This window comes from Paenibacillus sp. J31P13 (assembly GCF_056269295.1).
Map to the genome: position 1 here is coordinate 26,375 of NZ_JBWDNR010000003.1, position 21,074 is coordinate 47,448.

17 protein-coding genes, 1 tRNA gene and 1 other RNA gene are annotated in these 21,074 nt (G+C 42.3%); 14 read left to right on the forward strand and 5 right to left on the reverse strand.

Features of this window, described 5'->3' with window-relative positions:
* Window positions 1-141: 141 nt before the first annotated feature.
* Both clpP and AC0YOD_RS11185 read right to left on the reverse strand, forming a co-directional pair.
* Entirely contained in the window at window positions 142-726 is a 585-nt protein-coding gene (clpP, locus tag AC0YOD_RS11180; RefSeq protein ID WP_475799968.1) for an ATP-dependent Clp endopeptidase proteolytic subunit ClpP, read from the reverse strand.
* 314 nt (window positions 727-1,040) lie between these two features.
* Window positions 1,041-1,115, reverse strand: a tRNA-Arg gene (locus AC0YOD_RS11185).
* A 236-nt stretch (window positions 1,116-1,351) separates the two neighbouring features.
* Here AC0YOD_RS11185 and AC0YOD_RS11190 point away from each other — a divergent pair.
* The 11 genes from AC0YOD_RS11190 to ssrA all read left to right on the forward strand — a co-directional run bounded on the left by AC0YOD_RS11190 (window position 1,352) and on the right by ssrA (window position 13,868).
* Entirely contained in the window at window positions 1,352-2,389 is a 1,038-nt protein-coding gene (locus AC0YOD_RS11190; protein WP_475799383.1) for a sugar-binding transcriptional regulator, read from the forward strand.
* Between the two features lie 115 nt (window positions 2,390-2,504).
* Window positions 2,505-3,509, forward strand: a complete 1,005-nt coding sequence (gene gap, locus AC0YOD_RS11195) for a type I glyceraldehyde-3-phosphate dehydrogenase (RefSeq protein WP_475799384.1) — start codon at window positions 2,505-2,507, stop codon at window positions 3,507-3,509.
* Between the two features lie 256 nt (window positions 3,510-3,765).
* Entirely contained in the window at window positions 3,766-4,950 is a 1,185-nt protein-coding gene (locus AC0YOD_RS11200; RefSeq protein WP_475799385.1) for a phosphoglycerate kinase, read from the forward strand.
* Window positions 4,951-4,968: 18 nt separating this feature from the next.
* On the forward strand, window positions 4,969-5,727 hold the full coding sequence (gene tpiA, locus AC0YOD_RS11205) for a triose-phosphate isomerase (protein WP_475799386.1): 759 nt from the start codon (window positions 4,969-4,971) through the stop codon (window positions 5,725-5,727).
* Window positions 5,728-7,266, forward strand: a complete 1,539-nt coding sequence (gpmI, locus tag AC0YOD_RS11210) for a 2,3-bisphosphoglycerate-independent phosphoglycerate mutase (RefSeq protein ID WP_475799387.1) — start codon at window positions 5,728-5,730, stop codon at window positions 7,264-7,266.
* A gap of 30 nt (window positions 7,267-7,296) precedes the next feature.
* Window positions 7,297-8,589, forward strand: a complete 1,293-nt coding sequence (eno, locus tag AC0YOD_RS11215) for a phosphopyruvate hydratase (protein WP_475799388.1) — start codon at window positions 7,297-7,299, stop codon at window positions 8,587-8,589.
* Window positions 8,590-8,791: 202 nt separating this feature from the next.
* Window positions 8,792-9,028 carry a preprotein translocase subunit SecG gene (gene secG / locus AC0YOD_RS11220; protein WP_475799389.1) on the forward strand — a complete coding sequence of 79 codons (237 nt, stop codon included), beginning with the start codon at window positions 8,792-8,794 and terminating at the stop codon, window positions 9,026-9,028.
* 172 nt (window positions 9,029-9,200) lie between these two features.
* Window positions 9,201-12,146: a ribonuclease R gene (gene rnr, locus AC0YOD_RS11225; protein WP_475799969.1), complete on the forward strand. Its 2,946-nt coding sequence runs from the start codon at window positions 9,201-9,203 to the stop codon at window positions 12,144-12,146.
* 255 nt (window positions 12,147-12,401) lie between these two features.
* Entirely contained in the window at window positions 12,402-12,602 is a 201-nt protein-coding gene (locus AC0YOD_RS11230; RefSeq protein WP_028609190.1) for a cold-shock protein, read from the forward strand.
* A gap of 178 nt (window positions 12,603-12,780) precedes the next feature.
* Window positions 12,781-13,260 (forward strand): SsrA-binding protein SmpB, encoded by a 480-nt coding sequence (gene smpB / locus AC0YOD_RS11235; RefSeq protein WP_475799390.1) that lies wholly within the window; start codon window positions 12,781-12,783, stop codon window positions 13,258-13,260.
* Window positions 13,261-13,502: 242 nt separating this feature from the next.
* Window positions 13,503-13,868, forward strand: a transfer-messenger RNA (tmRNA) gene (gene ssrA / locus AC0YOD_RS11240).
* A 221-nt stretch (window positions 13,869-14,089) separates the two neighbouring features.
* On the opposite strand, the gene AC0YOD_RS11245 is transcribed toward ssrA, so the two are convergent.
* Both AC0YOD_RS11245 and AC0YOD_RS11250 read right to left on the reverse strand, forming a co-directional pair.
* Window positions 14,090-15,211, reverse strand: a complete 1,122-nt coding sequence (locus AC0YOD_RS11245; RefSeq protein WP_475799391.1) for a tyrosine-type recombinase/integrase — start codon at window positions 15,209-15,211, stop codon at window positions 14,090-14,092.
* Between the two features lie 241 nt (window positions 15,212-15,452).
* Window positions 15,453-15,632, reverse strand: coding sequence for a helix-turn-helix domain-containing protein (locus tag AC0YOD_RS11250; RefSeq protein WP_475799392.1), 180 nt, complete (start codon window positions 15,630-15,632; stop codon window positions 15,453-15,455).
* A gap of 388 nt (window positions 15,633-16,020) precedes the next feature.
* Between AC0YOD_RS11250 and AC0YOD_RS11255 the strand changes: the two genes are divergently transcribed.
* Complete coding sequence (locus AC0YOD_RS11255; protein WP_475799393.1) at window positions 16,021-16,989, forward strand: phage/plasmid replication domain-containing protein; 969 nt, start codon at window positions 16,021-16,023, stop codon at window positions 16,987-16,989.
* A gap of 697 nt (window positions 16,990-17,686) precedes the next feature.
* Window positions 17,687-18,589 (forward strand): tyrosine-type recombinase/integrase, encoded by a 903-nt coding sequence (locus AC0YOD_RS11260; RefSeq protein ID WP_475799394.1) that lies wholly within the window; start codon window positions 17,687-17,689, stop codon window positions 18,587-18,589.
* A 245-nt stretch (window positions 18,590-18,834) separates the two neighbouring features.
* On the opposite strand, the gene AC0YOD_RS11265 is transcribed toward AC0YOD_RS11260, so the two are convergent.
* A complete protein-coding gene (locus tag AC0YOD_RS11265) occupies window positions 18,835-19,629 on the reverse strand; it encodes a hypothetical protein (protein ID WP_475799395.1) in 795 nt (264 codons plus the stop codon).
* A gap of 276 nt (window positions 19,630-19,905) precedes the next feature.
* Between AC0YOD_RS11265 and AC0YOD_RS11270 the strand changes: the two genes are divergently transcribed.
* Window positions 19,906-20,460 carry a recombinase family protein gene (locus AC0YOD_RS11270; protein WP_475799396.1) on the forward strand — a complete coding sequence of 185 codons (555 nt, stop codon included), beginning with the start codon at window positions 19,906-19,908 and terminating at the stop codon, window positions 20,458-20,460.
* Window positions 20,461-21,074 lie beyond the last annotated feature (614 nt).

The following is a 21,074-nucleotide window of genomic DNA, read 5'->3' on the forward strand; positions in this document are numbered from 1 at the left end:
GAAGAGCAGCTCTCTTTTTTTATTTATTCACTAAGAAATAAAGGGCATAGCTAGTAAACATACGAGCAAAAGAATGCAGACAAAAAAAGAAGCAGGCTGAGGAGTTCCTCGACCTGCTTCTTTTTTTGTTTTACTTTGAAATTAAGCAAGCTTCTCGATAACTTTATCGACAAGACCATATTCTTTCGCTTCCGCTGCACTCATGAAGTAATCACGATCGGTATCCTTCTCGATACGCTCAAGCGGTTGTCCGCTGCGCTCTGCAAGAATAGCATTCAGCTTGTCGCGCATGTTAAGAATACGTTTTGCGCGAATGGCGATGTCGCTTGCTTGACCTTCTGCTCCGCCTAGCGGCTGATGGATCATAACTTCGCTGTTCGGCAGGGCATAACGCTTGCCGATTGCACCTGCAGTTAGCAGGAAAGCACCCATAGAAGCTGCCATGCCGACACAGATCGTTGACACATCAGGTTTAATGTATTGCATCGTATCATAGATAGCCATACCCGCAGTTATAGATCCGCCCGGGCTATTAATATAGAGTGAAATGTCCTTCTCAGGATCATCCGCTGCCAGGAATAACATTTGAGCTATGATGGAGTTAGCCACCACGTCATTTACGCCTGAACCAAGAAATATAATACGATCCTTCAATAAACGAGAGTAGATGTCGTATGCACGCTCACCGCGATTGCTTTGCTCAATTACCATAGGTACGAAATTCATATCCAACGTAAGCCCCCTCCTGAAAAACAATGAATGGTTAAATCGTAATCTCATAATAACGGATGAAAACTGAAAAGTCAAAGATAGTCAGACAACTCATTCCTAAACGGGAAATGTCCGTATCATTCGGGATAAATCGACTTTTTCTGTAGTGAAATAGGGATAATTTAATCGTGTTTCTTTGCAAAGAAACTCATCGAAAGAGAGTTCTCTTCTATATTAAACCAAATTATTAATTAAAAAACCGTTCCTACGAATAGGAACGGTTGGCTTGTATCATTATAGTTGTTGTTGTTGTTGTGTAGGAAAATGAATGGCGCGCCCGCAAGGAATCGAACCTAGATCTCAGCCTTCGGAGGGCTGCGTCATATCCATTGGACCACGGGCGCATGAAAAACAGTAGCAAAAATGATTATATGTTATTCGCTATCCGAAAGCAAGAGGAGTTCGAAAATTAAAAATGTTAAAAATGTGGAGGTAACCGCTTGCATAATGAAAACGGCTATTGCTACTATCCGCAATATCCGATAAAATAAAGGTGGGACTTGAAATGATACAGCGGGACGTATTTAGTCCAGCCATTGCGAACCGAATACGCTGAACCCGATGGAGTGAAGGATGAGAAATGCGTCAGATCATTGAACTGCAGCAGCAGCTTGTACCGGATCTGCTCGACGTAATGAAGAAACGGTATTCGATTTTGCATCAGGTGATGCTATCGGATATGATCGGACGTCGAACGTTGGCGGCCACATTATCAATGACGGAGCGTACGCTTCGTGCAGAGACCGATTTTCTGAAGACGCAGGATTTGCTTGAGATTCATTCGGGCGGCATGCGAATTAGCGATTCAGGTAAGCTTTTATTGGAACAGCTGGAACCTTTCTATAAAACGATGTTCGGATTATCCGAGCTCGAAGAAACGATTCGCAGCCATTACGGACTAACCCAAGTTATTATTGTCGCCGGTGACTCTGAGATATCTTCACAGACGAAGCGTGAGCTTGGCCGTGCGGGAAGTCAGGTCTTGAATCGTGTCATGAAGCCAAATGATGTCGTAGCCGTAACAGGTGGAACGACAATCGCACAGGTTTCAAACCAACTGGTCAGCACATCAGCATTAAAGACGAACTGGTTCGTGCCAGCAAGAGGCGGTCTTGGTGAAAGCTTGGATTATCAAGCCAACACGATTGCTTCCATGATGGCAAAGCGTACAGGTGCACAGTATCGACTCTTACATGTACCCGATCATTTAGGCGAGGAAGCCTTTGCTTCTATTATGCAGGAGCCTAACATCAAGGAAATTGTGAATGTCATACGAAGTGCTCGCATCGTGGTACACGGAATCGGGGATGCTATGGTCATGGCTAGACGCAGACGGCTAGACCGCGAGGTTATTGATGCGATGGAAGCGGAAGGTGCATTAGCGGAAGCATTCGGGTTTTATTTTGACCGGAGAGGCGAAGTCGTGCACAAAATGCAGACGGTGGGGTTACGGCTTGAGGATATTGTGAAGACTGAAGTTGTTATAGCAGTAGCCGGAGGCAAGAGCAAAGGTGAAGCTATAGCCGCGATTATGCGCTTTGGACACAATGACGTCCTTGTTACGGACGAAGCAGCCGCACATGAAATCGTAGCGTTAATTGAGCAAGAGAAACAGTAAGAAATAGGTTCAACTTATTTTGGAATCATGATGCTTTGCAAAAGCGCTTCGGTGTTGGCCGCAAAACATCTTGAAATATATACATTCTTTTAAAAACGCTTAGGAGGAATTTAAAATGGTTAAAGTTGGTATTAATGGTTTTGGTCGCATCGGCCGTAACGTATTCCGCGCAGCACTTGGTAATCCAGAGGTAGAAATCGTGGCTGTCAATGATTTGACAGATACTGCTACTCTTGCACATCTTCTAAAATACGACACGACTCACGGTCAGCTTGATGCTACTGTTGAAGCTAAAGAAGGCGCGCTTATCGTTAATGGCCGCGAAATCAAAGTATTCGCAGAGCGCAACCCTGCAGATCTTCCTTGGGGATCCGTTGGCGTTGAAATCGTAGTTGAATCAACAGGTATTTTCACAGCGAAAGAAAAAGCTGAGCTTCACTTGCAAGGCGGCGCTAAAAAAGTTATCATCTCCGCTCCAGCAACGAACGAAGATATCACTGTAGTAATCGGCGTTAACGAAGATAAATACGACGCTGCGGCACATACCATTATTTCCAACGCTTCTTGCACAACGAACTGCCTAGCACCTTTCGCAAAAGTATTGAACGACAAATTCGGAATTGTTAAAGGTATGATGACAACTATTCACTCATACACAAATGACCAATCCGTTCTTGACGTTCCTCACAAAGACTTGCGTCGTGCTCGCGCAGCTGCTGAGAACATCATTCCTTCTTCAACTGGCGCTGCAAAAGCGGTTGCTCTTGTTCTTCCTGAGCTTAAAGGTAAATTGAACGGTATGGCTATGCGTGTTCCTACTCCTAACGTATCTGTTACTGACCTTGTTGCTGAGCTTAAAGTTAACGTTACTGTAGAAGAAGTTAACGCAGCATTGAAAGAAGCTGCTAACGGTCCTCTTAAAGGCATCTTGAACTACAATGAATTGCCGCTTGTTTCAAGCGACTACAATAGTGACCCTGCTTCTTCTACAATCGATGGTCTTTCGACTATGGTTGTTGAAGGCAACATGGTTAAAGTTATTTCTTGGTACGACAACGAGTGGGGCTACTCAAACCGCGTAGTTGATCTTGCTGCTTACATCGCTAGCAAAGGTCTGTAAGACAAGAAGGCGGACGTGCCTGAGCTCCTATTAAAAAGGAGTATAGGTCCATGGTTCGCGGCTCCTTAGGGGCCTGAACCATGAGGGCGTTTCTTCTTTGGAAGGAACGCCCTTCTTTTTTTGAGAGAGCTCTTTCTTTATATGCTTCTTTTTATAGGTGTTGAACGAGCTTTTGCCTACATAAGGCTTCAGCCTGTTATGTTTAATGGCTCTACTTTTATACCTTTCCATAACAAACTTCCGGGAGGTTTCATTTATGAATAAGAAAAGTGTACGTGATGTAGCAGAACTAGCTGGCAAACGGGTATTTGTACGTGTGGATTTTAACGTTCCTCTTGAAAATGGTAAAATTACAGACGACAAACGGATTCGCGAGACGCTTCCTACTATTAACTTCCTGATCGAAAAAGGAGCAAAGGTTATTCTTGCAAGTCACTTGGGTCGCCCCAATGGTCAAGTTGTAGAAGAGCTTCGTCACAATGCTTCTGCAGAGCGTCTTTCCGAGCTTCTTGCTAGACAAGTCGTTAAAGCGAATGATGTCATTGGTGAAGAAGTTGAAGCACAAATTGCAGCTATGAAAAACGGTGACGTTTTGTTGCTTGAAAACGTACGTTTCTACGAAGGCGAAGAGAAAAACGATCCAGAATTCGCAAAATCTCTTGCTAAGCTTGCTGATTTGTTCGTAAATGATGCATTTGGCGCTGCTCACCGCGCTCACGCATCTACTGAAGGCATCGCACACATCCTTCCAGCTGTATCTGGCTTGTTGATGGAGAGAGAGCTTGAAGTACTAGGCAAAGCATTGAATAACCCAGAGCGTCCTTTCACGGCTATCGTAGGCGGTTCAAAAGTAAAAGACAAAATCGCAGTTATCGACAAAATGCTTGAAATCGCAGATAACGTTATTATCGGCGGCGGCTTGTCTTATACGTTCTTCAAAGCACAAGGCCATGAAATCGGCAAATCACTTGTTGATAACAGCAAGCTTGATCTAGCTCTTGAGTTCATGGAAAAAGCAAAAAAACTAGGCAAAAACTTTGTCATTCCAGTTGATATCGTTGTAACAGATGATTTCAGTGCAAATGCAAATACGCAAATCGTTGATGTTGACAGCATTCCTGCTGATTGGGAAGGCATTGACATCGGACCTAAAACGCGTGCAATCTATGCCGACATTATCAAAAACTCCAAGCTTGTTGTATGGAATGGACCGATGGGCGTATTCGAAATCGAGCCTTTCTCACACGGTACACAAGAGGTTGCTCGCGCATGCGCAGAAACGAACGGTTACACTGTAATCGGCGGCGGCGATTCTGCAGCAGCAGCTGAGAAATTCGGTTTGGCTGATAAAATGGACTTCATCTCGACAGGCGGCGGCGCTTCCCTAGAGTTTATGGAAGGTAAAGTTCTTCCTGGCGTTGTAGCACTTAACGATAAATAAATAAAAGGAGGAATACAAATGAGCACAAGAACACCAATTATTGCAGGTAACTGGAAAATGTTCAAAACAGTATCTGAAGCCGTATCTTTTTTCTCCGAAATTAAAGGCAAGGCTGAGGTTGCTGGTGTTGAGAGCGTAATCTGCGCACCTTACACAACACTTCCAGCACTTGTTGAAGCTGCAAAAGGCACATCGATCGCGATCGGCGCGCAAAACGTGCACTTTGAAGACAATGGCGCATTCACAGGTGAAATCAGCGGAGTTATGCTGAAAGATCTTGGCGTGAAATATGTGATCATCGGTCATTCCGAGCGTCGCGCTTATTTTGCAGAATCCGATGAGATCGTGAACAAAAAAGTTCATGCTTCATTCAAAAACGGCTTGCTGCCAATCGTCTGCGTAGGCGAGAAGCTGGAAGAACGTGAAGCTGGACAAACGAAAGAAGTTTGTAAAGTACAAACTGAAGCAGCTTTCCAAGGCGTATCTGCTGATCAAGCAGCTCAAATCGTTATCGCTTATGAGCCAATCTGGGCTATCGGAACAGGTAAATCATCCACTTCTGAGGATGCACAGGACGTTATTGGATACATTCGCGGCGTAGTAGCTGGTCTTTATGATCAAGCAACTGCTGATGCGGTTCGCATTCAATACGGCGGCAGCGTTAAACCTAACAATGTGGCAGAATATATGGGTCAAAAAGACATCGATGGCGCGCTTGTAGGCGGAGCGAGCTTAGAGCCTGCTTCCTATATCGCACTTGTCGAGGGGGCCAAGTAAATGGCTGCTCCAAAACCTGTAGCTTTAATTATTCTTGACGGCTTTGGTTTGCGTGATGATGTAACGGGCAATGCGGTTGCTCAAGCTAACAAACCCAACTATGACCGTTACTGGGCAACTTACCCGCATACGACTTTGACTGCATGCGGTGAAGCGGTTGGTTTGCCGGAAGGTCAAATGGGAAACTCCGAAGTGGGTCATTTGAACATCGGCGCTGGTCGTATCGTTTATCAGGATTTGACAAGAATCAGCAAATCCATTCGTGATGGCGAATTTTACGATAATGAAACGATACTTGGCGCCGTTCGCCATGTAAAAACAAACAGCAAAAAGCTTCATCTATATGGCTTGCTCTCAGATGGCGGCGTTCACAGCCACATTGAGCACTTGTTCGCTCTCCTTGAGCTAGCGAAGAAGGAAGAGCTTGAGGAAGTTTATATCCACGCCTTCCTTGATGGACGCGATGTGTCTCCGGACAGCGCAAAAGGCTACCTGGAGCGTTTGCAAGCGAAAATCGAAGAGGTAGGCGTTGGCCGCATTGCAACGGTGCAAGGCCGATACTATGCGATGGACCGCGACAAGCGTTGGGAGCGTACAGAGAAATCCTATCGCGCCATGGTTTATGGCGATGGTCCTAAATACGTAAATCCTATTCAAGCGGTAGTTGAATCCTATGAGAATTCGGTTTATGATGAATTCGTTATGCCAACGGTTATCGTTGATGAATCCAATAAACCTGTAGGACTTGTAGAATCTGAGGATGCGGTTATTTTCTTCAACTTCCGTCCAGACAGAGCGATTCAATTGTCTCAAGTGTTTACGAATGAAGATTTCCGCGGTTTTGATCGCGGTGAAAATCATCCGGTTAATCTGTATTTCGTCTGCTTGACGTTATTCAGTGAAACCGTGGGCGGATTCGTTGCGTATTCACCAAAGAACCTTGATAATACGCTTGGCGAAGTGCTCGTTCAAAACAACAAGACACAATTGCGTACTGCTGAAACTGAAAAATATCCGCATGTGACATTTTTCTTTAGCGGCGGCCGTGATCATGAGCTTCCAGGCGAAACTCGTGTGCTTATTAATTCCCCTAAGGTCGCAACGTACGATCTGAAGCCGGAAATGAGCGCATATGAACTAGCTGCTTCAACTGTACGCGAGATCGAATCTGACAAGCATGATGTCATTATTCTGAACTTCGCAAACCCTGATATGGTAGGTCACTCCGGCATGCTGGAACCAACAATCAAGGCAGTAGAAGCAACGGATGAGTGTCTAGGTCAAGTCGTAGAAGCTGTCCTTGCCAAAGGCGGCGTATGTATCATTACTGCTGACCATGGTAACGCTGATATGGTGTTCGATGAGAATGGCCGTCCGTTTACGGCACATACAACGAATCCTGTTCCGCTTATCGTAACAAAAAAAGGCGAAACCCTTCGCGAGGGCGGCATCCTTGCCGATATCGCACCAACTGTCCTTGATTTGGTTGAGCTATCCAAGCCAAAAGAAATGACAGGCATCTCGTTAATTCAAAAATAAAATCAAACTTATAGAGGAGTGTTTTCCAACATGTCAATTATCGTTGATGTATATGCACGCGAAGTGCTTGATTCCCGCGGAAACCCAACAGTAGAAGTAGAAGTAACACTAGAGTCAGGCGGCAAAGGCCGTGCAATCGTTCCATCCGGCGCTTCCACAGGCGCATACGAGGCTGTTGAGCTTCGTGACGGCGACAAATCCCGTTACCTTGGTAAAGGCGTTTTGAAAGCTGTAGAAAATGTTAACACTGAAATCGCTCCTGAAATCATCGGCTTTGACGCTCTTGATCAAGTAGCTATTGACCGTAAAATGATCGAGCTTGACGGTACGCCTAACAAAGCTAAACTAGGCGCTAACGCAATCCTTGCAGTATCTATGGCAGTAGCTCGCGCAGCTGCTGACGCGCTTGATGTACCTCTTTACACATATCTAGGCGGATTCAACGCTAAAGTACTTCCAGTTCCAATGATGAACATCATCAACGGCGGCGAGCACGCTGACAACAATATCGACGTTCAAGAGTTCATGGTTCTTCCAGTTGGTGCTGAAAGCTTCAAAGAAGCTCTTCGTATCGGCGCAGAGATTTTCCACAACTTGAAAGCTGTATTGCATGATAAAGGCCTTAACACAGCTGTAGGCGACGAAGGCGGCTTCGCACCTAACCTTGGTTCAAATGAAGAAGCAATCACAACAATCATCTCCGCTATCGAGCGCGCAGGCTACAAGCCAGGCGTTGACGTATTCCTCGGTATGGACGTTGCTTCCACTGAGTTCTTCAAAGACGGTAAATACGTGCTTGCAGGCGAAGGCAAATCATTCACACCTGCTGAGTTCGTTGATCTTCTTGCATCATGGGCTGATAAATATCCAATCCTTACAATTGAAGACGGCTGCTCCGAAGATGACTGGGATGGCTGGAAATTGCTTACTGAAAAACTTGGCAACAAAGTTCAACTCGTTGGTGATGATCTGTTCGTAACGAACACTGAGCGTTTGTCTGACGGAATCGACAAAGGCGTAGGTAACTCCATCTTGGTTAAAGTTAACCAAATCGGTTCACTTACTGAAACTTTTGATGCGATTGAAATGGCAAAACGCGCTGGTTACACAGCAGTTATCTCTCACCGTTCAGGCGAGAGCGAAGACAGCACAATTGCTGACATCGCTGTAGCTACAAACGCTGGTCAAATCAAAACAGGCGCACCGTCACGTACGGACCGCGTTGCAAAATACAACCAATTGCTTCGCATTGAGGACCAACTTGGTTCAACTGCTCAATACGCAGGCAAATCAGCATTCTACAACTTGAAAAACTTCAAATAAGACGCATTAGCGGCTTATGAAGAAAGGTGTGCCCCGCTTTAGGGGCACACCTTTTTTGTAGTTATTCCTTCTCCACATTTCAAAGGATATAAATTTCTGTCATAATTTGGTCATAGTGGTTGTCCTATTGTAAAATATGCCTAGCTATGATACACTCATACTACGTGTTTTTTACGGAGCTCCTATGCTGGAGGTGGAATAAATGGAAATCTTTTTGAAGATCTTGCTCGTTATTTTCTCTGTCGGCCTTATTGCTGTTGTATTGTTGCAAAAAGGAAAAAGTGCAGGCTTGTCTGGAGCAATCTCGGGCGGCGCTGAGCACCTGTTCGGCAAACAGAAAGCGCGCGGTTTGGATTTGTTCTTACAGCGTTTAACGGTTCTTCTTGCTGTTGGCTTTTTCGTTTTGGCTTTGGTTGTTTCTTACTTCGTACAACAATAATGAATACAAACGCAGAGAGCGAGGATATTCCTCGCTTTTTTTGTATTTTCGGGATAAACGCGGATGTATGGCGTACATTTCGTGTATACTACATGGTATATGGTAATCTATCAATCTGTTGCATCGAAGATAGAGCATTGCAGCGGATGTATGAGGAGAAAAAACAAAAATGATCAATTACGAGCAGGAACTGCTTGATTTTATGAGAGAAACGGCATATAAGCCAATGACTTACCAAGAGCTGGAGAAGCACTTCGGAATCGTAGATGCTGCAGAATTCAAGGAATTCCTGAAGCTTCTGAATAAGCTTGAAGATGAAGGTAAAATCATTCGTACGCCTAATGATCACTATGGTGTGCCGGAACGAATGAATTTGCTGCGGGGCAAGCTGCAATCCCATGCGAAGGGCTTTGGATTCCTTATACCGGATGATAAGACCCACGGGGATGTCTATTTGCATGCGAATGATCTGAAGAGTGCGATGAATGGCGATGTCATTCTTGTTCGAGTTACATCACGAAGTGAGCATGGCGGCCGGATGGAGGGCGAGATCGTCCGAATCGTGGAGCGCGCAGTAACGCAGATTGTAGGAACATTTGAAGACCATGAGTCCTATGCTTTCGTGATGCCGGATGATAAACGAATCAATCGGGATATTTTTATACCTAAAGGCGGCTATGAGGGCGCGGTGTCAGGCCAAAAAGTCGTTGTCAAAATCGTCTCCTATCCAGAAGGGCGTTCTGCGGCTGAAGGGGAAATTGTCGAAATATTAGGACATAAAAATGATCCCGGCGTCGATATTTTGTCGATTATTCGTAAGCACCAGCTGCCAGAAGGCTTCCCGGATGAGGTAATGGCTGAAGCTGAAGCAGCTCCTGATTCCATAACGGATGAGGAAATTGTCGAGCAGGGCCGTCGTGATCTGCGCAATGAGGTTATTGTGACCATTGATGGCGAGGATGCTAAGGATTTGGATGATGCTGTTCATGTGAAGCGTCTGGAGAACGGAAATTACTTGCTTGGTGTGCATATTGCAGATGTAGGCTATTACGTGAAGGAGAATTCCCAGCTGGATCAGGAAGCTTATAGCCGAGGCTGTAGTGTGTATTTAGTTGACCGTGTTATTCCGATGCTTCCACATCGTTTGTCGAACGGTATTTGTTCTCTAAATCCGCAAGTGGATCGTTTGACGCTCTCCTGTGAGATGGAATTTGATGCGGCAACATTGAAGCGAGTTCGTCATGATATTTTTACGAGTGTGATTCGTACGACAGAACGTATGACTTATTCTAACGTTAAAAAGCTTCTTACTGCATCGGAAGAGGAGCCTCAGACGGAACTTAAAGAGCGGTATGCCGGTCTTCTTGATATGTTTGATTTGATGGAAAAGCTGGCTATGGGTCTACGGTCGAAACGGATGAAGCGCGGTGCTATCGATTTCGATTTCCAAGAATCCAAGGTTATTGTCGATGAGAATGGTAAAGCGATTGATATCGTGAAACGGGAACGTTCCGTTGCGGAACAAATTATTGAAGAATTCATGCTGGTTGCCAATGAGACGGTTGCGGAGCATTTCCACTGGCTGCGCGTGCCTTTCCTTTACCGGATTCATGAGGACCCTAATCAAGAAAAATTGCTGAATTTCATTCAGTTTGCTGCTAACTTTGGTTATACGGTGAAGGGGACGGCTAACTCTGTTCACCCGCGCGCTTTGCAAACGTTGCTCGAGGATATTCGCGGTACGAAGGAAGCGACCGTTATTTCTACGGTTATGCTTCGTTCTATGAAACAAGCGAAATACGATGCGGAAAGCTTAGGTCACTTCGGCCTTGCGGCAGAGTTCTATTCACACTTCACGTCACCGATTCGGCGTTATCCCGATTTGGTCATCCACCGTGTCATTCGTGAAGTGCTGGAGGGCGGCGGTCAGTTGACTGAAGCCCGTCACGAGGCGCTCACAGCACGCATGCCGGAGATTGCTCAGCATTCATCTGAGCGCGAGCGTATAGCGGTTGATGCAGAGCGTGATACGGATCAGTTGAAAAAATGTGAGTTCATGTTAGATAAGGTCGGCGAAGAGTTCGAAGGTATTATTAGCTCCGTAACGAGCTTCGGTATGTTCATCGAACTGGATAATTCCGTAGAGGGATTAATCCGTCTGAGTGATATGTCGGATGATTATTATAACTTCCATGAGCAGCATATGATCTTGGTAGGTGAGCGCACCTCGAAGGTTTATCGCATTGGCGATGAAGTTAAAGTTCGGATTGCAAAGGTCAGTATGACCGAGCATACGATCGACTTTGAGATGGTCGATATGAAGCCGCGCGGCAGCTTTGATGAGGGTGGATTTAGCGGTGGCCGCGGCGGCAGAAACCGTGGCAGCTATGGCGGTCGCGGTGAAGGACGCGGTCGCGGAGGTGCTGGCGGCGACCGTGGCAAAGGCGGAGCAAGTGCTGGCGGTCAGGAACGTGGACGCGGAGGAGCAGGCGGCGAGCGAAGCAAAGGCGGAGCAAGTGCCGGCGGTAATGGACGCGGACGCGGAGGAGCAGGCGGCGAGCAAAGCAGAGGCGGAGCAAATGCTGGTGGTAAAGGTCGCGGAGGCAAAGGCGCAGGCGGAGCGAGTGCGGGTGCGCAGGGCCAGGGCAATCCGTGGCGCGTGGATGCACCAGATGGCGCGCGCAGCGGAAGCAAGCGGCGCGGTCGTGGCGGCTTCGCCGGCGGAAGCGGCGGAGCTGGGGCTGGCGTGAATGACGGTCGCGGGAACGCGCCGGCAGAGCGTGGGCCGCGGCAAGAGGCGGATATGGCGCCGGGCCAAGGCAGTGAGCAGGTGCAAGGCGGCGGAAGCAAGCCGCGCAAGGATATGTGGGGCCTGCCGATCCGCGGAGGCGGAGGGGCTGGCCGTGATGGTCGTGAAGCCGGGAAGCGGCGGAGCGATGGCAGTGGCGGCGCGAAGCGGAAGAATACGTCGCAGAGCGGCGTGTTCACGGGTGAGCGTTCGGGTGGAACGCCGAGCCCGGACGGCAGCGGCGGCGGTCAAGGTAAGCCGAAGCGCAAGAAGAAAAACAGTGGCGGAGGCAACTCTACGGCTGCGTTCGTACGCAAGAATCGCAAATAATTAACCAGTGGGCGGTTTCTGAAAATAAAGTTTTCAGAAACCGCCGTGAACTGGACAAATTGGGAAAATATATTTAGCTTGTTACTTGCTTTTTAATTCTGGGTATAGTAAACTCAAATCAATCGCAAATATGAACCTGAATTCGCATATTGAAAAAGGTGTCATTATAGTATGAAACCCTTTTCAATGTGTGAATTTTTTGTTTAAAGACAAACCAGGCGCATATTAATATTATTTTTTTGGAGGTTTTTACACATGCAACAAGGTACAGTTAAATGGTTTAACGCAGAAAAAGGTTTCGGCTTTATCGAAGTTGAAGGCGGCAACGATGTATTCGTACATTTCTCCGCAATCACTGGCGAAGGCTTCAAAACTCTTGAAGAAGGACAACGCGTAGAATTTAACGTTGTTCAAGGCAACCGCGGACCGCAAGCTGAAAACGTAGTTAAGCTTTAATAGCTTAAGAACGTTGATAAACCGCTCTTAACCTTCGGGTTAAGGGCGGTTTTTTTGATTCATTAATAATGTGGGGCGTATTGTACATCCAGCAGTCTCCTTGATTTCCGGTGTTAAAGTTGTTACAATAAACTCCAGTGTACGAAAGAAAAAAAGTAATATTATCGAGGTGACTAGCATGGGCAAGAAAAGTGACGGCAAGCAGCTCGCTCAGAACAAGAAGGCTTCCCATGACTATTTCATTGAGGAAACGTTCGAAGCTGGCATGGTGCTGATGGGTACAGAAATTAAGTCGCTGCGAAACGGAAGAGCGAACATTAGTGATGCTTTTGCGACGATTCGCAACGGTGAGCTTTTTATACATAATATGCATATCAGTCCGTTTGATCAAGGGAATATGCATAATCCTGCTGACCCGACGCGTGCTCGTAAGCTGTTGATGCATAAGGCTCAAATACATAAGCTGCTTGGTCAATCTAAGCAGGAAGGCTACTCCATCGTTCCATTGAAGATCTATATCCGCAATGGATTTGCCAAACTCCTTATTGGACTTGGTAAAGGTAAAAAACAATACGACAAGCGTGATACTGCAGCTAAGCGCGATGCTCAGCGTGATATCCAGCGTGCTCTGCGTGAGAAACAGAAGGTATCGAACTAACCCGATGTTTTCCATGGATGCAAGCATCCAATGCTCCCAGTAACAACTATGAGCATTCCAGAGTGGTTCGTGTTATACTAAGTAAGTAGTAACGAGCAATAAGCTACAAAGAATTAAGCAATCGTGCTAAACAATCGGAACGCTTTGTCAGATCTTTGAATCTGATCATTGCTGCTCCTTAATCCTAGGCTTCATTCGTGCTAAAGGTTAGTAGCTTTTACAGCTAACGCTTTATGCCTTATGGGGGCGTTTATGGATTCGACGGGGATTGGACGAGCGCGGGTTGCGGGTAGCAGGGAGTCGTCTGCTTCATCAACGCTAAAGCCTATTAAACGGCAAACAACAAACAAACTACGCTTTAGCAGCCTAAGAAACTGTTAGCGTGCTTCTACCTAGCATCGTCCATGTGACTAGGATAGGGGCTAACCAGTAGTGGAATACGCTGTCTCATCTCCGCCTGCGGTGAGCTGAAGAAGACAATCAGGCTGACCTATTCAGAAGCCGGTTACGGGGCGTCCGGATAGGTGACATCAAAACTGTGACTACACCCGTAGAAGCCTGTGTGGCGTGATCTTCGGACAGGGGTTCAAATCCCCTCGCCTCCACCATGAAAACCCCGACCGTGTTAGGTCGGGGTTTTGTTTTGTCTTAAAAATATAGCCCAAATGTAGCCATTAGGCACTTTATCTATATTTTCTCAAGATTTTTGAAGCTACTAGGGCTACAACGATAGTATCTCTTCCAATGTAATCGAAGTGGTGTTGGGTGCGAATACGGGAGTATTGAAACAAAAAAATCTCCTGCTCAGTTAAATTGAGCTGGAGATTATTTACTCACTTTTGTTCAATACAATACTTAATGCATTGACCGTTTTTTCATGTGTTTTGTCAAAAGTATGTGTATATAATTTATTGGTTGTGCCAATATCTGAATGGCCAAGCGATTCAGATATTGCTTTAAGGTCAATACCAGCTTCATATAAAATGCTTGCAAAAGAGTGCCTCAGACCATGGAGTCTGGTTCTTAGTAACCCCTTTCTGTCGAGGAACTTTTTAAACTGCTCCGTAATCGTATTTACCCGATACGTATTTCCATCAACATGTGTATACACGTAATCGGTATTTTTGTATGTCCGACCAAGTGTTTTTTTATAAGTTTCGTTTTTCTCTTTTTGTTTCTGCAAGACAGTTAATAATTCATCTACTATGAATAAAGTTCGCTCACTTTTATCCGTTTTTGGTCTTTTGACTACCTCAATTTTTCCGGCACTAGTTCTTACCTCTGAAATATAAATCAATCGGTTCTCAAAGTCGATATTTTTCCACTTTAACCCCATGATTTCTGACCTTCTTAATCCTAAGTAGACGGCTAAATATACTGGTACTTCAATTGTAGAACCGGTAAGATTTTCAAGTAACTCTTTCAATTGATCCTTAGTATATGGCTGAATCTTGAATTCTACCTTGACGGGTGCTTCCGCTGCATCAGCGACATTTCTGAGTATAATTTGTTGCTTAACAGCATACTTCAACACTGTCTTTAGGAGAGTGTGATGTTTAATTACGGTATTAGGCGACAAACCTTTCTCGTCAATCAGGTGTAAGTAATATTCTTGAATTTGATTTGGTTGTAACTTTTGTAACTCAAAATCTCCTAAATAGGGTTTTAGATGATTGTTGATAATGTTCTTGTATCCATATGCGGTTGTTGCTTGGCATTTCATTCTGACATAGGTATCTGTCCAGTAATCCAAAAATTTAGATAATGTATAATCCCTGGGAGTTATTAAAAGGTTTCTTTCCTGTTTGTATTCATGATCATTCAACAATTTTTTAGCTTCAGTACGCGTTTGTACTTGCTTGTATTTTCTTACTCTTTTGTTATTTGCATCTCGTTCATATTCCAAGCAAACTCTAAACGAGTTTCCAACTTTTTTAATATTTCCGGCCATAAGTGACCCTCCCATTGATAATTTGCTATAAAGTACAACACCTGGTTCTTTAATAAGTCTTATATTCTACACGGAACACTGATAACTTATAATTTTAGAAAGCCAATTATTTATTGCTCTTAACCTCAATGGTAGAGATATCAACAATAAGTGCACTAGATTATTAATACACTGTGACTAGGGACTGTAGAGGGACTAGCCGATTCAGAAATCCATACTTGTGAGTTATGGTACTAAATTTTTATGAGGTAATAGTCTGTTTTTTTACCCATGCAGTTAATTCCTCATTGGGTATTCTGATCTGTTTATCAATCTTAATATGAGGGATACCGCTCTTGACCAGATCATACATAACATTCCGACCCACTCTAAGAATAATTCTAGCTTCATCAATTGTTAGTAGAATGTTTCCTTTTTCCATTATGAAATCCTCCTTCTGTTAATATCTTTTCTTTGTGCAATAATCATAAAATAAAAGATAGTATTTTTGGGCGAAAAACGGTTCTATACCTGTCGAGCTTTAAGTTACTCTATAATGCATAGCTAATATGTCTCGAATTTCCCTATAGTATCTAGAAGGACAGTTCCTTGTTATATGGAACTGTCCTTTTTGTTGAACATCATTAAACTATAGCCGAGTAATAAGAAACGTAAGGTATTACTACGATATGGTTACGTCGTGAAGACTGATTAGGGGACAAAAAATTATGTTTGGATTAGTGAAAAAAATAGTAACAAAGAAGCCTTCCGTCCCTTATAAACATTGGGTAATTTCGGATTTTAAAAATGACATTAGAGGAGTGTAGGAAATGATTCATACAGCAAAGTTATTTATACAATTATCGGATAATGATGTTAGTAATCTGAAAAGGAGATTCAAAGAGGACATGGCATTCACATCCGTAAAAATAGACTCCCATTACGAAGGGATATTCGATACAGACATAATAAAAAAATTCAGTTCGTGGTGGTTATTTACAACGATTGATGTAGTGAAGTTATTTAATCGGGGTGTCATCCGTGAGAATGACATCCATGCCATTCGACGGAAGTTGAACGATTATCTGTTTTTTGTATTCGAACAGAACGATAAGGAATTTAGTCTATGTCGGATTGACTATCGTTTTGATGTCGTTATTCCAGATAAAGCTGAAAGATTAGTATTGATTGATTTATTTAAGAAATCCATTGAAAGATACGGCTTTAAGGTTAAAAATACCGATTTCGATACCACTGTGTATTACAATTCCAAATCAATAACTCTGATCATTTATGATAAAGAGACAGAGCGAGAGGACAAACTTGAAGAAATTATGTCATACGAAAAAGATGTTTTGCGACTTGAGGTTCGAATTTTAAACCGCCATTTGAATTACATGAAAAGGCAATATGGTTTAAAAAAAGTATTAGATAATTATTTTAGTATGGATTTTTGGCATAAATACATGGAACAAAATATACCTCCAATATTCCGTAAAGGAGATTTTTTTACCGGAAGTGAAGCTTCAAGAATAATTAAAAACTGCAACATGAAAGAACGAGAGAAAACCAATTTAAAAGAGTTTTTAAAGAACATTTCGCAATATGGAATTAATGGGATTGAATCATTGAAAAAGAGAACGACAGGTCATAAGTTAAAGCCAAAATATAGTGAATATACAGTTCGACAAAATTTAAAAAGATTGGAACAGTTGATGATAAATCCAATTTTAATCTCAAAATGCGACACAGTTATTTTGGGAGGACGTAAGGAGATTTTAAATCCATTTCGGATTTAAGCAATGACTAAATCGATATTGAAGACCGCCCAATAAATTGCGGTCTTTTTAAATTCGTAATATGGGAATAATTTTAAATCTAAGCAAGTCAGATAGGACTAGAAGAAATCCTTTTTACATAATCACTAGGTCGTTATAAATGAAAGTTGTATAGAGTATGATGCAAGGATAAATAAAAAAGGAGGCATTAAACATGTCATTTATTAGTTTGTATAAAGATAGAAAAGAAACACAATAGGAAATGAAAACCCAAGCTGGTTGCGGCGATGAAGTACGACACTTGGCAATTTTTCATAGAAAGAGATTTGCACTAAATGAGAACAACGAAAAAAACACGCTATTATGAGGGAAGCGTTCAAATGTCCCTGCGAAATCTCAGTTGCGAAGCAACACCCGATAGGGTATGAGGTTTGTCTCCGTACAGCGAAGCTGTACACCTGCGAAGCAGGTGTGAGGCAGTAAATTACTGAACATGCAATAAGCTAAGCACAGTGACAATTACATATCGAGCAAGTCTGTCTCTGTTATCTTATATGAGCAATTTTTTTGCGAGTAAATAAGATACAGAGACAGACTGTACGAACTCGCCGAAGTCATGGCTTTGGACAGCTAAAAGCGAGAAGATTAGTGGAAGATCAAGTATCTCCGGTGATATTATGGCCGCAATCCGTCCAAATCCAATGAGAGGAGGAATCAAATGAAACGAAATTATAATCTCACGGACAAAGAGCAAAAAATCTATGAAAATCTGGAAAGTCAAATTGATAAGATTTATAAACACAATCGTCAAGGAAGCTACCATACGAGAAGTAAATATGAAGCGGAAAGTAAGCTTTTCTGCAAATTTTTATCTAAAGAATTTAAGCTACAAGCTTTTAAGAACATTGGGGATAAACACGTACTAGCATATATTAAATTCATGCAGACAAGTGATCTTTCACCATCTACGATCAAAGATCGTCTTTCTATTATTCGGTTCACCCACGATAAGGTGGATCAACCAAAGCATAGGATTAGCCCTAATTCTACTTTTGATCTCGAAAAGAGAACATTTGGAGGTATTGCAAGAGCATGGTCAAATGATGAATATGAACGCTTTCGTACACTTGCCATTGAACGTGGAAACGACAGAATTGCCTCTATAGCGATACTGGCTATGAATGAGGGCTTACGCATCCATGAAACACTTAAAATCGACCGTAGCCAAGCAGAGAAGGCTCTACAAACAAATATCTTGACGATTAAAGGCAAAGGGGGGAAGATTCGTGATTTGCCACTCTCTAGTGAAAGTAGACGCTTATTAACAGACTGCATTAAGGAAGTAGATCGTGGTCAGAAACTTTTTGTAGAGCGTGAAGAAAAGACGCATTTGGTTATAAAGCAAATACAAAACTGGATAAATAGAAACCGAGATGAGTTTAAGGATCAAGAGCGAGATAAAGTTAATATCACGTTTCACGGCTTGCGACACGCGTACGCACAAGCAAGTTACGAGACACTTAAACACCAAGGACTAAGTAATATGAAAGCTAGAGAAGAGGTTTCAAAGCTTTTAGGACATGAGAGAGATGACGTTACCCGTATCTATCTAGCAAAATAAAAAAGGAGGTGTTTAAATAGAATTTACGAGAAAGAACTATTGGGAGATTTGAAACTGAGTCGTTATTCCGTGTCGTATGAAACCACTCACCAAAGGAATTCATTTCGAAATCTCTTAAGTTATTAGGAATGTATGCTTTTCTGGAAAAAAAGTATATGAACTTGTTGGCGGAGAGACATTTTGGAGAAAGAATCGGCTTGTATTATATTGAAAAAGCTAGGGTGATAGAACTTTATCTTATGTATTTATAGGATATCGGATTGTTTCTCTAATAATTGATTAAAATAATCAGATAATTTATTAGCATTAGCGTGTTCAATTAGTCTTAAACATTCTTGCTTGTTAATTTCATCATAAACTTTCACACATTGTGGTTCTAATCGAATCAGCCGGGGTAAAATCAGAAAATTGTTAATGTAGTATTTTTTTTTAGCTGCATCATTTCGTAATGAATTGTAAACATTAACTTTCTTCGAAAAATCACAGATAAATTCAGCGATTTTCTGGATTTCCGAATCATCTATAGTTCCATTTTCAATATGATCAATCCTCACAAATTCATGAATGTTGATAAATATCAATGGAATTTGTTTTTTCCAAAAGAAGGTTATTTTAATGAAAATATTAATAGTCATATCAAAAACTCTTTCCTGCCCCGAGGTTGTTGGGGAATGATGAATTTCCACAATTTCCTTACCAGAAACAGGAAAACAGTTTAAATTGTGCATTTCCTTTTCGACCGAATCAATTTGCAATAGATGATTTGTTAATGGATTTTTCATACTAGGATGTGTATATTCCCGCTGGTGCGTATATGTACTAACTAATGCAGAAATGCGAATAACTAGTAGTTCCCAATATTTTTTTCCGTAGCAAGCACATAAGTTCCCGTTGTGAGATGCGTGAAAGCAATTTTGGCAAATTTTATAATCCCTATAGTAATGGATTAGTGGGAGCATCCTAGGCTTTGCATTTTCAGGTATATTGTTACCTATTATGATTTTTAGATCGCTGATGCTTACATCAGCTATTTTTCTCAACATATGAATCACCTCAATGAATCTATAATTCCCTCCTTATATAAACGATATTCCAAAAAATATGAGTTTTTTTCTAGCCCTTCTATTTATTTAAGGGCATATGTCATTTTTCAAAAACCTTCGTATTTGTTTCATTTTTTAGATCCTCAAATAAGTCGTTTATTCGCTTTAAATAGAGAATAATTCGTTTCAAAAGTCGTAACATTATCTACGTTTTATTAATGTGCGTTTTGTGCATACAATAAGGATAATAAATGAAAGAGGGGGGATTTCGAAATGATGATTGGTTATGCAAGGGTATCTACAGTTGAACAGTCACTTGATATACAGACGGATGCTTTAAATAAAGCAGGTTGTGAGCGAACTTATACAGAGAAGGCGAGTGGGGCTAAGGATGATCGTAAAGAGTTACAGCGTGCTTTAGATTCGTTAAGGGCTGGTGATGTATTCGTTGTTTATAAATTAGATAGGTTAGCACGTTCAACTAAGAAATTAATCGAAGTTTATGAGCAATTGACGGAATTGGGCGTTGAGTTGGTGAGTATATGTGATGGATTAGATACAAAAACTTCAACCGGACGAGCTATGTTTCAAATGATTGGTGTTATAGCAGAGTTAGAGCGAGAAATGATAGTGGAACGAACTAAAGCAGGATTAGAAGCTGCTAGAGCAAGAGGTAGAAAGGGTGGGCGACCTAAGACGGATGGTAAAAAGGTTGAACGAGCAATAAAACTCTATGATGCTAAGCAGCATTCAATATCTGATATCGAAGACATGACGGGTCTAAAGAGAGCTACCCTGTATAGAGCTTTGAAATTGCGTGTGGTATAAAATCCTACTATGAACATTTAAAGTCCGAGTGAAAAATGGACTTTTTTTTTTATTGGAAATGACTTAGAAAAATGTTGGATTGATATATAAAAATAGTCATCCATTGTACAAGAAATGTGAAGATATAATTAATGTTGAATAATTCTGTCAAGGAGCTGATATTGCAATGATTATGGGAGATTAAAGAAGTATTAAAAAAATTTCTTGAGGAAAACCAAGAAGCACTGATTAAAAAGGATACAACTGAAGTGTATGCACAAGACGTTGTAGTTCAACTAGAAATCTTGTTTCATTCTTTAAAGTGTGATTTTAAAATTGAAAAGATTGATGACGGCGAGTATAAAGTATTTTTGTATAACTAGAGAATAGTATGCTTTGTAGGAAACTATAAGAGATTTGTAAGTGGTAAAACACAATAAAGACAGACCCAGTTGCAAAAGGGTCTGTCTTTATTGTGTTTAAGCATAAGTTTATTTTTAATCAGCGAATATGAGGTGTTTTCAGTTTATATAACTTTTACTTTATGTTTTGAGAAGCCATAAAACTATCAAATCTGTCTTGTGTCTTAAGATGCCTTTTTTGTATATATTTCAACTAAATTCCACAATAACTAT